The organism is Pseudomonas sp. MWU12-2029 (assembly GCF_023242425.1).
Lineage (GTDB): Bacteria > Pseudomonadota > Gammaproteobacteria > Pseudomonadales > Pseudomonadaceae > Aquipseudomonas > Aquipseudomonas kribbensis.
The window spans coordinates 1-17392 of record NZ_JALJDY010000002.1 but is presented as its reverse complement, the minus strand read 5'-3'; the positions used below and the strand labels follow the sequence as shown (position 1 = coordinate 17392).

Sequence of the window (17392 nt, the reverse complement as noted above, 5' to 3'; positions counted from 1 at the left end):
GGGGTGTTCGAACGGCTTTCTGCTGTTACGGTTTTACCAACCGTGCATCCAGGCTGTTCTGCGCCAGGCGCTTGGCCTGATCCTGGGTCATGCCCAGATGTTCGTGCAGCGCATGGAAGTTCTCGGTCACGTAACCACCGAAGTACGCCGGGTCATCGGAGTTCACCGTGACCTTCACGCCGCGTTCGAGCATGTCGAGGATGTTGTGCTGCGACATGTGGTCGAACACGCAGAGCTTGGTGTTCGACAGCGGGCATACGGTCAGGGGGATCTGCTCGTCGATGATGCGCTGCATCAAACGCTCGTCTTCGATGGCGCGCACACCATGGTCGATGCGCTGGATTTTCAGCAGGTCGATGGCTTCCCAGATGTACTCCGGCGGGCCTTCCTCGCCGGCGTGGGCGACGGTCAGGAAGCCTTCGTGACGGGCACGGTCGAACACACGCTGGAACTTGCTCGGCGGGTGACCCATCTCGGAGCTGTCCAGACCCACGGCGACAAACGCATCACGGAACGGCAGCGCTTGGTCGAGGGTTTTCTGCGCTTCGTCTTCGCTCAGGTGGCGCAGGAAACTCAGGATCAAACCGCTGGTGATGCCCAGTTGCTGCTCGCCATCCTTCAGCGCGGCGGCGATGCCGTTGAGCACCACTTCGAACGGGATGCCACGGTCGGTGTGGGTCTGCGGATCGAAGAACGGTTCGGTGTGGATCACGTTCTGTTCTTTGCAGCGCAGCAGGTAGGCCCAGGTCAGGTCGTAGAAATCCTGGGAGGTGCGCAGCACGTCGGCGCCCTGGTAATACAGGTCGAGGAATTCCTGCAGGTTGTTGAAGGCATAAGCCTTGCGCAGGGTTTCGACGTCGCTCCACGGCAGGGCGATCTTGTTGCGTTCGGCCAGGGCGAACAGCAGCTCGGGCTCCAGCGAGCCTTCCAGATGCAGGTGCAATTCGGCCTTGGGCAGGGCGTTGAGCCAGTCGTACATATTCTTTTCTCATCAGGTGCAATGACGGCATTCTACAGATGCGCGCCGAAACAATTGGCAAAACCTGACCAACCGATCCATCACACCGCTTCCTGCTCCCGTCGGTAGGCATAGGTATCGGCGAAGCGCGACAGCAGGAATTCGGCGCAGGTGGTGGTCGGATATTTCGCCGGATGTCGGTCGTCTTGGCAACCGGGAAGGCATTCGATGCGAGTGTCCGGGTGCGGTTCGGCGAAGAACGGCATCGAATAGCGATCCACGCCGAGCGGGCTGATCACCCTGTGCGGGGTCGAGCGGTAACGGTCGTTGCTCCAGCGTGCCATCATGTCGCCGAGGTTGACCACGAAGGTGCCCTCAATTGGCGGTGCGTCGATCCACTGGCCTTTGACGTTTTTCACCTGCAAGCCGCCGGCGGCATCCTGATACAACAGCGTGATGCAGCCGTAATCGGTATGTGCCCCCGCACCTTGCTGTTCGGTGGAGCTGGCAGTGTGGCGCGGCGGGTAGTGAATCATCCGCAGGACGCTGACCGGTTCGTTGAAGCGTGTATCGAAGAAATCACGTTCGATGCCGAGTGCCAATGTCATGGCCCGCAGCAGGGTTTGCGCCAGGGCCTGCATGTCGAGGTAGTGCTGTTCCATCAGCGTCTCCCAGCCGGGAATGGCCGGGTGACGATTGGGACCACGCAAGGGTTTTGCCGCCAGCACGTCGGGATGATCGGCCGGCAGGTGCAGGCCCATGTCGAAGGTTTCCTTGAGATCGCTGGGTTTGTCCGGGTCCAGTTGTTCGGTGGCGATGGCGCCGTAGCCGCGGTGATGGACGGTCCGGGTGATGTCGATCTTGAGTTTTTCTGCTGTCGGCAATGCGAAGAAGTGCCGGGCGTGATCGAGCAGGGATTCGATGCGCTGCGCAGGAATCGGGTGGCCCTTGATGTAGAAGAAGCCCCATTCGCGGCAGGCGTGATCGATCTGTTCGGCGACGGCGGGCCAGGCGTTCTGGTCGTCGGAGTAGAGCGGCGAGATGTCGATGATCGGGAGTTGGTTCATTTCGAATGCTCTCTAATGATCGTTCCCACGCGGACGGTTCGACGCCTCGACGTGGGAACGATCAGGATCAGGTGGATTACTTCGGCATCTCGGCCTTCATGCCTTCGACGTAATAGTTCATCGACGCCAGTTCCACGTTGGTCGCGCTCTTGCCCGCCGGGATTTTCTCGACCCCGGCCTGATCCTTGATCGGCCCGGTGAACGGCTGCAGGGCGCCGCTCTTGATGTCGGCAATGATCTGCTCGGCTTCGGCCTTCACCGGTGCCGGCACCAGATCGCTGATCGGCAATTCGACCGTGCCTTCCTTCAACCCGCCCCAGTAATCCTGGGATTTCCAGTTGTGGTCGATCACGCTCTGGGTCGCCTGAATATAGTGCGGTGCCCAGTCGTTGACGATCGATGTCAGCACCGCTTTCGGGCCGAAGTGCGCCATGTCCGAAGCGTAGCCCACGGCATAAACACCACGTCGTTCAGCAGCCTGGATCGGTGCCGGGCTGTCGGTGTGCTGGAACACCACGTCCACGCCCTGGTCGATCAGCGCGTTGGCGGCGTCGGCTTCCTTGCCCGGGTCAAACCACGAGTTGACCCACACAACCTTGATCTCGGTGCCGGGGTTGTACTTGTTCAGGGCCAGCTGGATGGCGTTGATGTCGCGGATCACTTCCGGGATCGGGAACGAGGCGACATAGCCAATCTTCTTGGTCTTGGTCATCTTCGCCGCGAGGAAACCACCGACGTAACGGCCCTCGTAGGTGCGCGCCAGATAGGTGCCGAGGTTCTTGTCTTGCTTGTAGCCGGTGGCGTGTTCGAAGGTCACCTTGGGAAACTGTTTGGCGACTTTCACCGTCGGGTTCATGTAGCCGAAAGACGTGGTGAAGATCAGGTCGTAATTGTCCTTGGCCATGTTGCGGATCACCCGCTCGGCGTCGGCGCCCTCGGCGACGTTTTCCACGTAGTTGGTGGTGATCTGCGTGCCGAGTTTTTCCGCCAGCACCTTGCGCCCCTGTTCATGCTGATACGTCCAGCCGTGGTCGCCGATGGGGCCGATGTAGACGAAGCCGACCTTCAGTGGATCGGCGGCACTGGCGCCCAGGCTGAGGCCGAGGCCCATGGCGATGCACAGCAGTTTCTGCAATGGACGTTTTTGCATGAAGGCGAACTCCCTTTTGTTGTGTGTGGGGAGGGCAATGCAAAAGACTGACCAAGCGGACAACAATCTGGCTCGAAACCGAGGCGCGCCCATCGCGGGCAAGTCCGCTCCCACAAAAACGCCGCGATCCCTGTGGGAGCGAGCCTGCTCGCGATGAGGCCGGCCGGGCCGAAAAAGTGCATGTCCGTAAAGGGACGCTATCCACTGGTGCGCTAAGGTGTAACGAACCATCAGTTCCGCTTCGCAGTCAGTAACTCATTCGACCCCGGCAACCGAAGGCCCGCCATGCTCACGATCCTCAAGCAAGAAAGCTTTCTGCTGCTGGCCCTGATCGCGGCCGTCGTTGCGTATCCGCTGGAGCACTGGTTGCTGCACAGCGGCCAGGTCGTCGCCCTGACGGCCGGGCTGGTGCTGATCGCGTTCATCGTCGCCGCGTCGATGCGCGTCGCCCATCAGGCCGAACTGCTCGCGGAAAAAGTCGGCGACCCGTACGGCACGATGATCCTGACCCTCGCCGCCGTGCTGGTGGAAGTGGTGATCCTGGCGATCATGATGAGCAACGAAGCCTCGCCGACGCTGGTGCGCGACACGATCTATTCGGCCGTGATGCTCGACATCAACGGCATCCTCGGCCTCGCCGCGCTGATGGGCGGGATCAAGCATGGCGAGCAGTCCTACAACGACGATTCTGCCCGCAGTTACAGCGTGATGATTCTTACCGCGATGGGCGTGTCGATGGTGGTGCCGGAGTTCATTCCCGAGGCCAACTGGAAAATCTATTCGGCGTTCACCATCGGCGCGATGGTGGTGCTTTATGCGTTGTTCCTGCGGATGCAGGTCGGGCCGCACAGTTATTTTTTCAGCTACAGCTACCCGGATAAACGCCGCAAGAAACAGCCGCCGGAGGAGGAGCCGGAAAAGGTCAATCTGCCGCTGTCGATTGCCATTCTGGTGTTCGGTGTGGTGGTGATCGGTGCACTGGCCGAGGTGATGTCCAAGACTCTCGATCTGGGGCTGGAAGGGACTGGGGCTCCGCCGGTGATCACGGCGATTCTGGTGGCGGCGATCTCGGCGGCGCCGGAGATTCTGACCGCGTTACGAGCAGCGTTGGCCAATCGCATGCAGTCGGTGGTCAACATTGCGATGGGCGCATCGTTGTCGACGGTGATCCTGACCGTGCCGGTGATGGAGGCGATGGCGCTCTATACCGGGCAGCCGTTTCAGATGGCGATGACGCCGGTGCAGACGGTGATGATCTTCATCACGCTGATCGTCAGCGCGATCAACCTCAATGACGGCGAGACCAATGCCATTGAGGGCATGACGCACTTTGTGCTGTTTGCGACGTTCATCATGTTGTCGCTGCTTGGACTTTGAGCCCACCAGAAACCACTGTGGGAGCTAGCAGGCTAGCTCCCACAGGTTTAACCACCGGCGAATCAGGAACCGGCGATCAACTGCCTAGCCGCCTGACTGTGATCTGCAATCAGACCTTTGAGATCCAGCCCTTCAACCTGCCCGTCAACCACGCGCCACTTGCCGCCGACCATCACCCGATCCGCACGGTCCGCGCCGCACAACAGCAGCGCCGAGATCGGGTCATGACTGCCGGAGAAGCGCAGCTCATCGAGCTTGAACAACGCCAGATCCGCCTGCTTGCCCACCGCCAGTTCACCGATGTCGGTGCGGCCCAACAGACTCGCCGAGCCCTTGGTCGCCCAGCCCAGCACACGCTCCGGGGTGATCTTCTCGGCACCATAACGCAGGCGCTGGATGTACAGCGCCTGACGCGCTTCGAGGATCATGTTCGACGCATCGTTGGACGCCGAGCCATCCACGCCGAGACCGAACAATGCCCCGGCATCGGTCAGTTCGATGCTCGGGCAGATTCCGGAGGCCAGGCGCATGTTCGAGCTCGGGCAATGGCAGATACCGGTGCCGGCCGCGCCGAGGCGGGCGATTTCGTCGGGGTTGAAGTGGATGCCGTGGGCCAGCCAGGTGCGCGGGCCGAGCCAGCCGACGCTGTCCAGATAATCCACGGTGCGCAGGCCGAAGCGTTGCAGGCAGAAATCTTCTTCGTCGAGGGTTTCGGCAAGGTGAGTGTGCAGACGCACATCGAGTTTGTTCGCCAGATCGGCGCTGGCGGACATGATTTCCGGGGTCACCGAAAACGGCGAGCACGGCGCCAGGGCGATCTGGATTTGCGCGCCGTCGCCACGTTCGTGGTACTCGTGAATCAGCCGCTGGCTGTCGTCGAGAATCACCTGACCTTCTTGCACCGTCTGTTGCGGAGGCAGGCCGCCGTCCTTCTCGCCGAGGCTCATCGAACCGCGGGTGAGCATGGCGCGCATGCCCAGTTCGCGCACGGTTTCGACTTGCACGTCGATGGCGTTTTCCAGGCCGTCCGGGAACAGGTAATGGTGATCGGCAGCGGTGGTGCAACCCGACAGCAGCAACTCGGCCAGCGCGACTTTGGTGGCGAGGGCGAGTTTTTCAGGCGTCAGGCGCGCCCACACCGGGTACAGGGTTTTCAGCCACGGGAACAATGGCTGGTTGACCACCGGTGCCCAGGCGCGGGTCAAAGTCTGATAGAAGTGGTGATGGGTGTTGATCAGGCCTGGCAGGATCACGTGCTCACGGGCGTCGAACACTTCATTGCACGGGGCGGAAGGTTGCTGGCCGGCGCCGAGTACTTCGGTGATCACACCGTCTTGCAGCACCAGACCGCCACGGGCATCGAGACCGTTGGCCGTGAAAATGGCGAGGGGATTTTTTAACCAGATACGGGTCGCAGGCATTGTGGCCGGCTCCTCTGAAAGTTGGGTTCAGGGTTGCCAGCTCAGTGTTGCCCTGTCTGCTGATCCAGGGTCGCCGCGAAGGACGAGGTGCGGAGTTTCGAACAAAATGTTACGGCGGGCAAGCCCAACCCGACCAGACACCGGGATAACCCTGTGGGAGCAGGCTCCCACAGGGTCCAGTGCTTACCAGGGAATGGTTTCACCCTTGTAGTTCACGAAGTGATGGCCACCCTTGCCGGCAAACGCGTCCACCTGATCCACCAGGCCACGGGTGCTGGTCTCCACGTCGATGTCGGCGCCTTCGCCGCCCATGTCGGTTTTCACCCAGCCCGGATGCAGCGACAGCACGGTGAGTTTCTGCTCACCCAACTGCGTGACGAAGCTGTTGGTCATCGAGTTCAGTGCCGCTTTACTGGCCTTGTACAGCGCCAGTTCCGGCGCGTCGGGCATGGTCACACTGCCCAGCACCGAGCTCATGAACGCCAGCACGCCGTTGCCGTCGCGGATCTGCCCGACGAAACGCTGGGCCAGGTTGATCGGTGCCACGGCGTTGGTGAAGAACAGCTGGCCGACTTCGGCCAGCGTCGCGCCGCCCGGGGTCTGCACGTCAGGACCTTTGACTCCGGCGTTGACGAACAGCAGGTCGAAGGTCTCGCCCTTGAGCTGCTGGCTCAGGGCAATCACCGCTTGCTGGTCGTCCATGTCGAGTTTTTCGATCTGCACGTTGCCCAGTGCTTTCAGCGCCTCGGCGTTCGCAGGGTTGCGAACCGTGGCGGTGACTTGCCAGCCGTCGGCCAGCAGGGTTTTCACCAGACCCAGGCCCAGGCCCCGGGAGGCGCCGATGATCAGTGCGTGCTTGGCAGGATTAAGTGCGGACATGATTGGCTTTCCTTGAAAGTTGAAAGATCACGGGTTCAATGGACAGCGTTGACCGAGCCGTTGCTGCAACTCGTGGCGCAGCTCGCCCAGTTCGGCCATGCGGGTTTCGATCAGCTTGAGCTTGTCTTGCAGCAGTTGCGTGACGGCGGTGTCCGGATCCGGCGATTGCCACAGCGCGCCAACGCTGCTGCCAATCTCACCGAGAGTAAAGCCCAGACGCTGCGCCGTCTTGATGTACAGCACCAGTTGCACCATTTCCGGCGGATAGTCGCGATAGCCGTTGGCGCTGCGTTGTGCCGCGATCAATCCGCGTTCCTCGTAGAAACGCAGCGTGTCACGGCTGACATCGCAGCTCTGGGCCAATTCACCGATGCGCATCAAGGACATCTCGAAAGTGTTTGACCCTGGAGCATACTCCAGGCTTTACCGTGGTTGCTCCCTGAATTTTCGGAGCAAGGACGATGTGGACTTCAACGCAGTATCGCAACGTGGTGCGTGGCAGTGCCTGGTATGACTTGATCGTCACGGCGGCGTTTGCCACGCCGTGGAGTTTTGCCGCGCTGCATGGGGTTTTGACGGCGCTGAGTCAGAAGCTGAACCTGCCCGGCGAATTGCCACCGTTCGAGCCAGTGCATCTGTTGATGGCGAACCTCTTGGGTTCGGTGGTTTGCGTGTGGGCGGTGCTGCGGATTCGCGATCCGCAGCAGGTTTATGGACGCTATGACGCGGTGGCGCGGTTTCTGTTCGCCGCGTGGCAGGCGTATGCCCTGGCCCACGGCGCCAGTTCGTTGCTGGTGGGTTTCCTGGTCTTCGAACTGGCGTGGGGTATTGCACAAGTGTTGCCTGTTAAAAGCCCCTCAGTGTCCGGCCTGCCACGGCTGGCCCAGTGACACCGGCGCATACAACCGCGTACGCACTGCATCCCGCGACAACAACACCAGCACCAGGATGGTCGCGACGTACGGCAACATTGCCAGCAGACTCGATGGAATCGCCAGCCCCAACCCCTGCGCCACCAGGTGCAGGATGCTGGCGAGGCCGAACAGATACGCACCGAGCAACAGCCGCCACACCCGCCAACTGGCGAACACCACCAGCGCGAGGGCAATCCAGCCGCGTCCGGCGGTCATGTTCTCGGCCCACATCGGCGTGTACGCCAGCGAAAGATAAGCCCCGGCCAGTCCGGCCATTGCGCCGCCGAACAATACGGCCAGCGTACGCACGGTCAGCACGGGGAGGCCCATGGCATTGGCCGCATCGGGATTCTCGCCGACCGCTTGAATGATCAGTCCGACACGGCTTTTCACGATCACCCAGGCCACCAGCGCAAACAGCGCGAACGACAGGTACACCAGCAGATCCTGGGCAAACAGCATTCGGCCGATCAGCGGAATTTCACTCAGGTAGGGAATCGCCAGCGGCTCGAATCCCGCCAGCGGTTTGCCGACCCACGCCGCGCCGACAAAGGTCGACAGACCCACGCCAAAAATTGTCAGCGCCAGTCCGGTGGCTACTTGATTGGCGTTGAACACTAGCGCCACCAGCGCAAATAGCGAAGACAGCAACATCCCCGCCAGCATCGCCAGTAAAACGCCGAGCCACAGGTTGCCGCTGTTGAAGGCGACGATGAAACCGATCACCGCGCCAAACAGCATCATCCCTTCCTGCCCGAGGTTGAGCACACCGCTCTTCTCGCAGATCAATTCACCCAGCGCCACCAGCAACAGCGGTGTGCCGCAACGCACCATGGCGTAGAAAACATTGCTCAGCAGATCGATATCCATCACAGCGCTCCGGCGGTTACGGCGGTGGTTGAAGTGCGCCGCACCCAGCGCAGGTTCAGGCGTGGCCGGTAGAGGATCAGCACGTCACAGGCCAGCAGGAAAAACAGCATCATTCCCTGAAACAACTGGGTGATCGCCTGCGGCAGATTCAGCGTCATCTGCGCGCTCTCGCCGCCGATGTAGAGCAACGCCATCAACAGGCTGGAAAACAGAATACCGATGGGATTGAGCCTGCCGAGAAACGCCACGGTGATCGCTGCATAGCCATAACCGGGCGAGACTTGCGGCACCAGTTGCCCGATCGGCCCGGTGACTTCGCAAACACCGGCAAGTCCCGCCAATCCACCGCTGATCAACAGTGCGAGCCAGATCAGCCGCTTCTCGCGAAACCCGGCGAATCCCGCCGCGCGTTTATCCAGCCCGAGCACTTTGATCTGGAAGCCGACGAAGCTTTTCTGCAACAACACCCACACCGCCACCAGCGCGAGCAGGGCGAAATACACCCCGGCGTGAACCCGGCCATCCTCCATCAACAGCGGTAAACGGCTGGCGTCGCCGAACATTGCCGACTCGGGAAAGTTGTACCCGGCCGGGTCCTTCAACGGCCCGTGGACGCAGAACAGCAGCAGGTTCAGTGCGATGTAATTGAGCATGATGCTGGTGAGGATTTCATTGGAGTTGAAGCGCGTGCGCAGCCAGGCCGTGAGCCCGGCCCACGCGGCGCCGGCGAGGGTGCCGGTGAGCAGGATCAGCACCAGTGCCCAGCGGCTTTGCATGTCGATGATGTTCACCGCCAGCGCACTGCCGGCCAATGCACCGAGCAGCAACTGGCCTTCGGCACCGATGTTCCAGATCCGCGCCTGATAGGCCACCGCCAGGCCCAGCGCGCAGAGCAGGATCGGCAACGCCTTGACCAATAATTCGGAGACGCCATAAAGATCGCTGACCGGTGCGATCAACAAGGTGTGCAAGGTTTGCAGCGGATCATGACCGAGGGCGATGAACAGCAGCGAGCCACAACCGAGGGTCAGCGCCGCCGCCAACAGCGGCGAGCACCACAGCATCAGGCGCGATTGCCGGCCACGGGGTTCGAGGGAAAGCAGCATGGGAAACTCCGTTAAACCGTGGCGGGTTGTGGTTGAGGGCTGTGGAACTGGCCGGCCATCCAGCCACCGACATCGCTGATTCGGGTTTGCGCCGTGTCTTGCAGCGCCGACATCCGCCCGCCGCAGAGCGCGCCGAGGCGATCGCTGATCTGGAACAGTTCGTCGAGGTCTTCAGAGATCACCAGAATCGCCGCCCCGGCATCGCGCAGGGCGATCAAGGCGCGATGGATCACCGCCGCCGCGCCGACGTCCACGCCCCAGGTCGGGTGCGCGGCGATCAGCAGTTTCGGCTGCTGGAGGATTTCCCGGCCGAGGATGAATTTCTGCAGGTTGCCGCCGGACAAGCTGCGAGCGCTGGTTTGGGTGTCCGGGGTTTTCACCCCGAAGCGCTGGATGATTGCCTGGGCGAGGGATTCGACGTTGTTGCGCTCGATCAAACCGTGGCTGACCAGCCCTTGCTGAAAGGCTGTAAGCAGGGCGTTGTCCGCCAGGCTCAGCTCCGGCACCGCGCCGTGACCGAGACGCTCGGCGGGGACGAAAGCCAGGCCGAGTTTTCGGCGTGCATCCGGGCGCAGGTCAGCGACGGCGTGTTCTCGGAAACAGATAGTTGGCGCTGCGTCGCGGGCCAGCGTCTGTTCGCCGCTCAGCAGTGCCAGCAATTCATCCTGACCGTTTCCCGCCACCCCGGCGATGCCGACGATTTCACCGCTGCGCACCTGCAAGTGGATGTCGGTCAACGAACAGCCGAACGGATCGGGGTTGTGCCAATTCAATCCGCTGACCCGCAGGAATGTCGCGTCGCCATTGGCTTTCGGATACTCGCTGATCAATGCTGCCGACTCGCCGACCATCAGTTGCGCCAACTCTCGGTCGGAACATTCGGCGGGTACGCAATGCCCCGCCACCCGGCCACCGCGCAGAACCGTGGCGCTGTGGCACAAGGCGCGAACCTCGCCAAGTTTGTGGCTGATGAAAAGAATGCTGCAGCCCTCGGCCGCCAGCCGGCGCAGTGTGATGAACAGTTCCTCGGCTTCCTGCGGTGTGAGCACCGAGGTCGGTTCGTCGAGAATCAGCAGGCGAATGTCCTGCATCAGGCAACGCACGATCTCCACCCGTTGGCGCTCGCCGATCGACAGGCTGTGGACAAGTCGTTCCGGTTCCAGCGCCATTCCATAACGGCGAGACACTTCTCGGATTTTCGGCTCCAGTTGTTTTGGCGTCCCGGCTGCCGAGCCCATCGCCAGTACAATGTTCTGCGCCACGGTCAGAGTTTCGAACAGCGAGAAATGCTGAAACACCATGCCGATGCCTAACTGCCGGGCCTGGGCCGGGTTGCGCATGTTCACCGGTTGCCCTTGCCAGAGCATTTCGCCCGAGTCGGCCTGGGTGGCACCGTAGATGATCTTCATCAGCGTGCTTTTGCCCGCGCCGTTTTCACCGAGCAGGGCGTGGATTTCACCGGGAGCGATACTCAGGTCGATGGCGTCATTGGCGAGGCAACCGGGATAACGTTTGCTGATCCGGCGCAGTTGCAGGCGCGGGGTGGACGTGGGATTTGGCATGACAGGCTCGGGTCGCTTGGAGTTGTGCCTGTGGATAAAGCAATTTCCTGGCCATTGAGTCAGGAACCCTTCAAGCGTTTGCCCGGCGCCCCTTCACGTAGAGCCACGAAGGCAAAATTGCTCCGATTCGCGGCACCAATACAGCGCAAAGCCTTTGATCAGGCTCCAGTTTTGCTCGTGAAATTCTGGTTAAAAAACGAGCAATCCCGCCGGAGCCAAGCTGCACCTGCGGCTACGGGAGTCATGAACGGGTTATCCACAGGTTGCTCCACAGTATTTGTGCGCAATCGGACAACCTTGGCATAAGCGCAGCGGTGCTATCTCCCAATGGCGATAAACAGATCTAACTGATTGTTTTTGCTTGGAATTAAACTTTTTTCATGTGCTTTGGGCGAAAAGTGTACAAATCGCGCAAAGCCACGTGACAGAAGGGTTACAGCGGTGTGTGCTCAGGTTATCCACAGTCGGGTGCACAGGTGATGTGGGCAACTCTCTGGAATATGGGAATTTGCTCATGCCCCGAAATATTGCAGGTGTTCAGCGCTGAAGCAGGATGCGTCCACGGCTGAGATCGGCCAGCTGGTTTTGCAGCAATGGAATCTGCGCCTCACCCACTGCGAGCTGTAATTCGACGCCATTGGCGGTGAAGGTTTCTTCCACCACCAGACCGCCGACATCCGCCACTCGCAACTTCACCAGTGCCAGTTCAGCAAATGCGCAGGCACAGCGCAGGGGCACACGGCTGATCAATTCGATTTTCGGCGCGGCTTGCAGGCATTTGTTGGCGCCGCCGCCATAGGCCCGGGCCAGTCCGCCGGTGCCCAGTTGAATGCCGCCGTACCAACGGATCACCAGCACCGCGACCTGATCACAATCCTGCGCCTCGATGGCCGCGAGAATCGGCCGTCCGGCGGTGCCGCCCGGTTCACCGTCGTCGTTGCTGCGGTATTGATCGCCGAGTTTCCACGCCCAGCAATTGTGCGACGCGTTCAAGTCGCTGTGCTGCTCGATGAAGGCTTGCGCCTCGGCAGGGCTGCCGATCGGTGCGGCGAAGGTGATGAAACGGCTTTTGCGAATCTCTTCGCGGAACTCGCAAAAGCCGCTGAGGGTAAATGGCATAAACGTCTTATCGAGAAGGAGTGAGGCCGCAGCCCTTGAGAATGATGCGGATCAGATTGTTGCCGGCGTCTTCCATGTCCTGTTTGGTCAACTTGCTGCGACCGCTGACGCGGCAGATCTGCGTTGCGAAGTCGGCGTAATGCTGGGTGCTGCCCCACAACAGGAAGATCAGGTGCACCGGATCCACCGGGTCCATTTTGCCGGCGTCGATCCACGCCTGGAACACGGCGGCCCGGCCCTGGAACCAGGCGCGGTAGTCCTGGTTGAAATACTCGGTCAGGCATTCGCCGCCGCTGATCACTTCCATCGCGAAGATTCGTGACGCTTGTGGCTGACGGCGGGAAAACTCCATTTTCGCGCGGATGTAGCGGGTCAGCGCTTCGGCCGGATCGTCCTCGGCCGTGAGGGTGTTGAAGGTACTGTCCCACAGCTCGAGGATGTTGCTCAGCACCGCCACGTACAACCCGAGCTTGTTGGTGAAGTAGTAATGCAGATTCGCCTTCGGCAACCCGGCCTTGGTGGCGATGGTGTTCATGCTGGTGCCTTTGAACCCGTGACGGGCGAACTCGTCTTCGGCGGCTTTGATGATGGTCTCTTCGTTCTTCTGACGAATGCGGCTGGCAGGTTTGCCGCCGTGAGCGGGGACTTCAAAGGTCATAGGCACTTCCGGGATTGTCTGTGGGGTGCAACCAGTTGCGTTGATAGCGCAACCATCGGCCTGGGACAAGCCCCGGGCAACAAAACGCCGGTCATCAGCGGGTGGCGGCGAGGCTTTCGAGAAAGCTTTCCAGCACCAGATGCGGACGCCGGCCCTTGCGGGTGACCGAGGCCAGGCTCAAATCATAGAAGCGGGTACTGGCCTTGAGCGCACGCAGCCGTCCCTGTTGCACCCAGAGACTGGCGTAGTGATCCGGCAGATAACCGATGTAGCGACCGGTCAGAATCAGGAATGCCATACCCTCACGGTCAGAAGCGCTGGCCGTGCAATTGAGGGCCTGATAGTGGGCCTGGATCTCCGCCGGCAGACGGAAGGTCGGAGCAATGGCGTCCTGACTGTTCAGGCGTTCGTCGTCCAGTTGCTTGTCATCGACGTAAAACAGCGGATGGCCGACCGCGCAATAGAGCAGCGAGCGTTCGCTGTACAGCGGCTGATATTCCAGTCCCGACAGCGCACTGGCCTGCGGCACCACACCGACGTGCAGGCGTCCGTCGAGCACGCCTTGTTCGACTTCGTTGGGGGCGATCATGCGGATCTGGATCTGCACGTCCGGCCCGCGCTCTTTCAATTGCGCCAGTGCGTGGGTGATGCGCATGTGGGGCAGGGTGACGAGGTTGTCGGTCAGGCCGATGATCAGTTCGCCGCGCAAGTGCTGGTGCAGGCCGTTGACCTCGGTGCGGAAACTTTCCAGCGCACTTAGAAGCTGTAACGCCGATTGATAGACCTCGCGGCCTTCTTCGGTCAGGGAGAAACCGGCACGGCCGCGCTGGCACAGGCGCAGGCCGAGGCGTTGCTCCAGGTCGCTCATCTGCTGGCTGATTGCTGAGCGTCCGATGCCAAGCACGGTTTCCGCCGCCGAGAAGCCACCGCACTCCACGACGCTGCGAAAAATCCGCAGCAGGCGGATATCAAAGTCACTGACTTGGGCCAGCGGATCGGGGCGGCGGCTGCTCATCTTGTTGTTCTCATTGTTTAGCAAGGTTCTAACTGAAGGTTAGAAAAGTTGGATTTCACCGACTTTATCGGCGTGGCAACTTAGCTGCAACAACGACTTTTATCTCCCTGAAGCTTATTGCCCTGCGAGGTTTTGCCCGATGAACATGCCTGAAAACGCGTCGTCGCCACTGGCCAGCCAACTGAAGCTGGACGCGCACTGGATGCCGTACACCGCCAACCGCAATTTCCAGCGCGACCCGCGTCTGATCGTTGGTGCCGAAGGCAGCTGGCTGATCGACGACAAAGGTCGCAAGGTGTACGACTCGCTGTCCGGTCTGTGGACCTGCGGCGCCGGGCATACCCGCAAGGAAATCCAGGAAGCGGTGGCCAAGCAGTTGGGCACCCTCGATTACTCGCCGGGCTTCCAGTACGGCCACCCGCTGTCGTTCCAGCTGGCGGAGAAAATCACCGAGCTGACCCCGGGCAACCTGAATCATGTGTTCTTCACTGACTCCGGCTCCGAGTGCGCCGATACCGCGGTGAAAATGGTCCGTGCCTACTGGCGCCTGAAAGGTCAGTCGACCAAAACCAAAATGATCGGTCGTGCCCGTGGCTACCACGGCGTGAACATCGCCGGCACCAGCCTCGGTGGCGTCAACGGTAACCGCAAGCTGTTCGGTCAGGCGATGATGGATGTCGATCACCTGCCGCACACTCTGCTGGCGAGCAATGCTTTCTCCCGTGGCATGCCGGAGCAGGGCGGTATCGCACTGGCCGATGAGCTGCTGAAGCTGATCGAACTGCACGATGCGTCGAACATCGCTGCGGTGTTCGTTGAGCCTCTGGCCGGCTCCGCTGGCGTGCTGGTTCCGCCGCAGGGCTACCTCAAGCGTCTGCGTGAAATCTGCGACCAGCACAACATCCTGCTGGTGTTCGACGAAGTGATCACCGGTTTCGGCCGTACCGGCACCATGTTCGGCGCCACCACCTTCGGCGTGACCCCGGATCTGATGTGCATCGCCAAGCAAGTCACCAACGGCGCGATTCCGATGGGCGCGGTAATTGCCAGCTCCGAGATCTACCAGACCTTCATGAACCAACCGACCCCGGAATACGCCGTGGAATTCCCGCACGGTTACACCTATTCCGCGCACCCGGTGGCTTGCGCCGCAGGCCTGGCAGCACTCGACCTGCTGCAAAAGGAAAACCTGGTACAGAGCGTTGCCGAAGTCGCACCGCATTTCGAAAACGCCCTGCACGGCCTGAAAGGTGCGAAGAACGTCATCGACATTCGTAACTACGGCCTGGCCGGTGCGATCCAGATCGCGGGCCGTGACGGCGACGCCATCGTGCGTCCATTCGAAGCCGGCATGGCGTTGTGGAAAGCCGGGTTCTACGTGCGCTTCGGCGGCGACACCCTGCAGTTCGGCCCAACCTTCAACAGCAAACCGCAAGACCTCGATCGTCTGTTCGACGCGGTCGGCGAAGTGCTGAACAAGCTCGACTGATTTTTCCTTCTATATAGCTATGCAAATAGCAGGCGCTCGTTGCGGGCGTCTGCGCACAAGAATTCAGGAGTTTTCGATGAGCGTTATCCCGCATTTGATCAATGGTGAACTGGTGACCGAGAACGGTCGCGCGGTTGATGTGTTCAACCCGTCCACCGGTCAGGCTATCCACAAGCTGCCGCTGGCCAGCCAGGAAACCATCCAGAAAGCCATCGATGCCGCCAAGGCTGCGTTCCCGGCCTGGCGCAATACGCCACCGGCCAAACGTGCCCAGGTCATGTTCCGCTTCAAGCAACTGCTGGAGCAGAACGAAGCGCGCATCTCGCAATTGATCAGCGAAGAGCACGGCAAGACTCTGGAAGACGCTGCGGGTGAACTGAAGCGTGGCATCGAGAACGTCGAGTTCGCCTGCGCAGCGCCGGAAATCCTCAAGGGTGAGTACAGCCGCAACGTCGGCCCGAACATCGATGCCTGGTCGGACTTCCAGCCGCTGGGCGTGGTGGCCGGTATCACCCCGTTCAACTTCCCGGCCATGGTGCCGCTGTGGATGTATCCGCTGGCGATCGTCTGCGGTAACTGCTTTATCCTCAAGCCGTCCGAGCGTGATCCGAGCTCGACCCTGCTGATCGCCCAACTGCTGCTGGAAGCCGGCCTGCCGAAAGGCGTGCTGAGCGTAGTGCACGGCGACAAGACTGCGGTGGACGCGCTGATCGAAGCGCCGGAAGTCAAAGCGCTGAGTTTCGTTGGCTCGACGCCGATTGCCGAGTACATCTATGCCGAAGGCACCAAGCGCGGCAAACGCGTTCAGGCACTGGGTGGCGCGAAGAACCACGCGGTGCTGATGCCGGATGCGGATCTGGACAACGCCGTCAGCGCACTGATGGGCGCGGCTTACGGTTCCTGCGGCGAGCGCTGCATGGCGATTTCGGTAGCCGTGTGTGTAGGCGACCAGGTAGCGGACGCACTGGTGGCCAAACTGGTTCCACAGATCAAGGCGCTGAAAATCGGTGCCGGTACTTCGTGTGGTCTGGACATGGGGCCGCTGGTCACTGGTCAGGCGCGCGACAAGGTCAGCGGGTATGTCGAAGACGGCGTGGCGGCGGGCGCGACCCTGGTGGTCGACGGTCGTGGTCTGAGCGTTGCCGGTCACGAAGAAGGCTTCTTCCTCGGTGGCTGCCTGTTCGACAACGTCACCCCTGAGATGCGCATCTATAAAGAAGAGATCTTCGGGCCGGTGCTGTGCGTCGTTCGGGTGAACAGCCTGGAAGAGGCAATGCAACTGATCAACGATCACGAGTACGGTAACGGCACCTGCATCTTCACTCGTGACGGTGAAGCGGCGCGTCTGTTCTGCGACGAGATCGAAGTCGGCATGGTCGGTGTCAACGTGCCGCTGCCGGTGCCGGTGGCTTACCACAGCTTTGGCGGCTGGAAGCGTTCGCTGTTCGGTGACCTGCATGCCTATGGTCCGGATGGCGTGCGCTTCTACACCCGTCGCAAGGCGATCACCCAACGCTGGCCGCAACGTGCGAGCCATGAAGCCTCGCAATTCGCATTCCCTAGCTTGTAAGTAGAAGGGCATTGCAAAGAAGGCCGACCTTTTTAAGGTCGGCCTTCTTGTTTTCGGGCTTTTTTGACCGATGTGACAGATTTATGAAAATAGGGGTTGACGGCAGATTCTGAGTCTCTATAATTCGCCCCACTTCCGGCGCAGTCGAAACGGAAAACTCCTTGAGATTCAACGAGTTGTGTAAGTTTCGATAGCGGGCGGCTTCAGATCATCGAAGCCTGGAAGGAGTTGGAGATG

At 60.9% G+C, this 17392-nt stretch carries 16 protein-coding genes; 4 read left to right on the top strand and 12 right to left on the bottom strand.

Going from position 1 to position 17392, the window contains the following annotated elements:
• Positions 1–25: 25 nt before the first annotated feature.
• From M5B44_RS05055 to M5B44_RS05045, 3 genes are all read right to left on the bottom strand, one after another.
• Positions 26–979 carry an adenosine deaminase gene (locus tag M5B44_RS05055; RefSeq protein WP_011332312.1) on the bottom strand — a complete coding sequence of 318 codons (954 nt, stop codon included), beginning with the start codon at positions 977–979 and terminating at the stop codon, positions 26–28.
• An 80-nt stretch (positions 980–1059) separates the two neighbouring features.
• Entirely contained in the window at positions 1060–2025 is a 966-nt protein-coding gene (locus M5B44_RS05050) for a 2-oxoglutarate and iron-dependent oxygenase domain-containing protein (RefSeq protein WP_248738427.1), read from the bottom strand.
• Positions 2026–2101: 76 nt separating this feature from the next.
• Positions 2102–3175 carry a BMP family ABC transporter substrate-binding protein gene (locus tag M5B44_RS05045; protein ID WP_248738426.1) on the bottom strand — a complete coding sequence of 358 codons (1074 nt, stop codon included), beginning with the start codon at positions 3173–3175 and terminating at the stop codon, positions 2102–2104.
• 285 nt (positions 3176–3460) lie between these two features.
• Between M5B44_RS05045 and M5B44_RS05040 the strand changes: the two genes are divergently transcribed.
• Positions 3461–4552, top strand: a complete 1092-nt coding sequence (locus tag M5B44_RS05040; protein ID WP_134825384.1) for a calcium:proton antiporter — start codon at positions 3461–3463, stop codon at positions 4550–4552.
• Between the two features lie 62 nt (positions 4553–4614).
• Here M5B44_RS05040 and M5B44_RS05035 read toward each other — a convergent pair whose 3' ends face one another.
• The 3 genes from M5B44_RS05035 to M5B44_RS05025 form a co-directional block, all read right to left on the bottom strand.
• Positions 4615–5973, bottom strand: coding sequence for an 8-oxoguanine deaminase (locus M5B44_RS05035; protein ID WP_248738425.1), 1359 nt, complete (start codon positions 5971–5973; stop codon positions 4615–4617).
• 183 nt (positions 5974–6156) lie between these two features.
• Positions 6157–6852, bottom strand: coding sequence for an SDR family oxidoreductase (locus M5B44_RS05030; protein ID WP_248738424.1), 696 nt, complete (start codon positions 6850–6852; stop codon positions 6157–6159).
• A gap of 27 nt (positions 6853–6879) precedes the next feature.
• A complete protein-coding gene (locus tag M5B44_RS05025) occupies positions 6880–7230 on the bottom strand; it encodes a MerR family transcriptional regulator (protein WP_114886573.1) in 351 nt (116 codons plus the stop codon).
• Between the two features lie 83 nt (positions 7231–7313).
• Here M5B44_RS05025 and M5B44_RS05020 point away from each other — a divergent pair, with 83 nt between their 5' ends.
• Positions 7314–7742 carry a hypothetical protein gene (locus M5B44_RS05020; RefSeq protein WP_248738423.1) on the top strand — a complete coding sequence of 143 codons (429 nt, stop codon included), beginning with the start codon at positions 7314–7316 and terminating at the stop codon, positions 7740–7742.
• On the opposite strand, the gene M5B44_RS05015 is transcribed toward M5B44_RS05020, so the two are convergent.
• The 6 genes from M5B44_RS05015 to M5B44_RS04990 form a co-directional block, all read right to left on the bottom strand.
• On the bottom strand, positions 7710–8636 hold the full coding sequence (locus M5B44_RS05015; protein WP_248738422.1) for an ABC transporter permease: 927 nt from the start codon (positions 8634–8636) through the stop codon (positions 7710–7712). The two genes, M5B44_RS05020 and M5B44_RS05015, sit on opposite strands and share 33 nt — an antisense overlap.
• Positions 8636–9742, bottom strand: a complete 1107-nt coding sequence (locus M5B44_RS05010; RefSeq protein WP_248738421.1) for an ABC transporter permease — start codon at positions 9740–9742, stop codon at positions 8636–8638. The genes M5B44_RS05015 and M5B44_RS05010 overlap by 1 nt, the downstream gene beginning before the upstream one ends.
• A gap of 11 nt (positions 9743–9753) precedes the next feature.
• Positions 9754–11304: an ABC transporter ATP-binding protein gene (locus M5B44_RS05005; protein WP_248738420.1), complete on the bottom strand. Its 1551-nt coding sequence runs from the start codon at positions 11302–11304 to the stop codon at positions 9754–9756.
• Between the two features lie 537 nt (positions 11305–11841).
• Positions 11842–12423, bottom strand: coding sequence for an IMPACT family protein (locus M5B44_RS05000; RefSeq protein ID WP_248738419.1), 582 nt, complete (start codon positions 12421–12423; stop codon positions 11842–11844).
• 7 nt (positions 12424–12430) lie between these two features.
• Positions 12431–13081 carry a TetR/AcrR family transcriptional regulator gene (locus tag M5B44_RS04995; protein WP_248738418.1) on the bottom strand — a complete coding sequence of 217 codons (651 nt, stop codon included), beginning with the start codon at positions 13079–13081 and terminating at the stop codon, positions 12431–12433.
• 94 nt (positions 13082–13175) lie between these two features.
• Positions 13176–14096 carry a LysR family transcriptional regulator gene (locus M5B44_RS04990; protein WP_007958517.1) on the bottom strand — a complete coding sequence of 307 codons (921 nt, stop codon included), beginning with the start codon at positions 14094–14096 and terminating at the stop codon, positions 13176–13178.
• Positions 14097–14235: 139 nt separating this feature from the next.
• On the opposite strand from M5B44_RS04990, the gene M5B44_RS04985 reads away from it, so the two are divergent.
• Positions 14236–15585: an aspartate aminotransferase family protein gene (locus M5B44_RS04985; protein WP_248738417.1), complete on the top strand. Its 1350-nt coding sequence runs from the start codon at positions 14236–14238 to the stop codon at positions 15583–15585.
• 76 nt (positions 15586–15661) lie between these two features.
• Entirely contained in the window at positions 15662–17155 is a 1494-nt protein-coding gene (locus M5B44_RS04980) for a CoA-acylating methylmalonate-semialdehyde dehydrogenase (protein ID WP_248738416.1), read from the top strand.
• Positions 17156–17392: the final 237 nt, after the last annotated feature.

Coding starts and splice junctions, on each gene's coding strand:
- M5B44_RS05055 (WP_011332312.1), bottom strand. CDS start 979: ATGTACGACTGGCTCAACGCCCTGCCCAAGGCCGAATTGCACCTGCAT.
- M5B44_RS05050 (WP_248738427.1), bottom strand. CDS start 2,025: ATGAACCAACTCCCGATCATCGACATCTCGCCGCTCTACTCCGACGAC.
- M5B44_RS05045 (WP_248738426.1), bottom strand. CDS start 3,175: ATGCAAAAACGTCCATTGCAGAAACTGCTGTGCATCGCCATGGGCCTC.
- M5B44_RS05040 (WP_134825384.1), top strand. CDS start 3,461: ATGCTCACGATCCTCAAGCAAGAAAGCTTTCTGCTGCTGGCCCTGATC.
- M5B44_RS05035 (WP_248738425.1), bottom strand. CDS start 5,973: ATGCCTGCGACCCGTATCTGGTTAAAAAATCCCCTCGCCATTTTCACG.
- M5B44_RS05030 (WP_248738424.1), bottom strand. CDS start 6,852: ATGTCCGCACTTAATCCTGCCAAGCACGCACTGATCATCGGCGCCTCC.
- M5B44_RS05025 (WP_114886573.1), bottom strand. CDS start 7,230: ATGCGCATCGGTGAATTGGCCCAGAGCTGCGATGTCAGCCGTGACACG.
- M5B44_RS05020 (WP_248738423.1), top strand. CDS start 7,314: ATGTGGACTTCAACGCAGTATCGCAACGTGGTGCGTGGCAGTGCCTGG.
- M5B44_RS05015 (WP_248738422.1), bottom strand. CDS start 8,636: ATGGATATCGATCTGCTGAGCAATGTTTTCTACGCCATGGTGCGTTGC.
- M5B44_RS05010 (WP_248738421.1), bottom strand. CDS start 9,742: ATGCTGCTTTCCCTCGAACCCCGTGGCCGGCAATCGCGCCTGATGCTG.
- M5B44_RS05005 (WP_248738420.1), bottom strand. CDS start 11,304: ATGCCAAATCCCACGTCCACCCCGCGCCTGCAACTGCGCCGGATCAGC.
- M5B44_RS05000 (WP_248738419.1), bottom strand. CDS start 12,423: ATGCCATTTACCCTCAGCGGCTTTTGCGAGTTCCGCGAAGAGATTCGC.
- M5B44_RS04995 (WP_248738418.1), bottom strand. CDS start 13,081: ATGACCTTTGAAGTCCCCGCTCACGGCGGCAAACCTGCCAGCCGCATT.
- M5B44_RS04990 (WP_007958517.1), bottom strand. CDS start 14,096: ATGAGCAGCCGCCGCCCCGATCCGCTGGCCCAAGTCAGTGACTTTGAT.
- M5B44_RS04985 (WP_248738417.1), top strand. CDS start 14,236: ATGAACATGCCTGAAAACGCGTCGTCGCCACTGGCCAGCCAACTGAAG.
- M5B44_RS04980 (WP_248738416.1), top strand. CDS start 15,662: ATGAGCGTTATCCCGCATTTGATCAATGGTGAACTGGTGACCGAGAAC.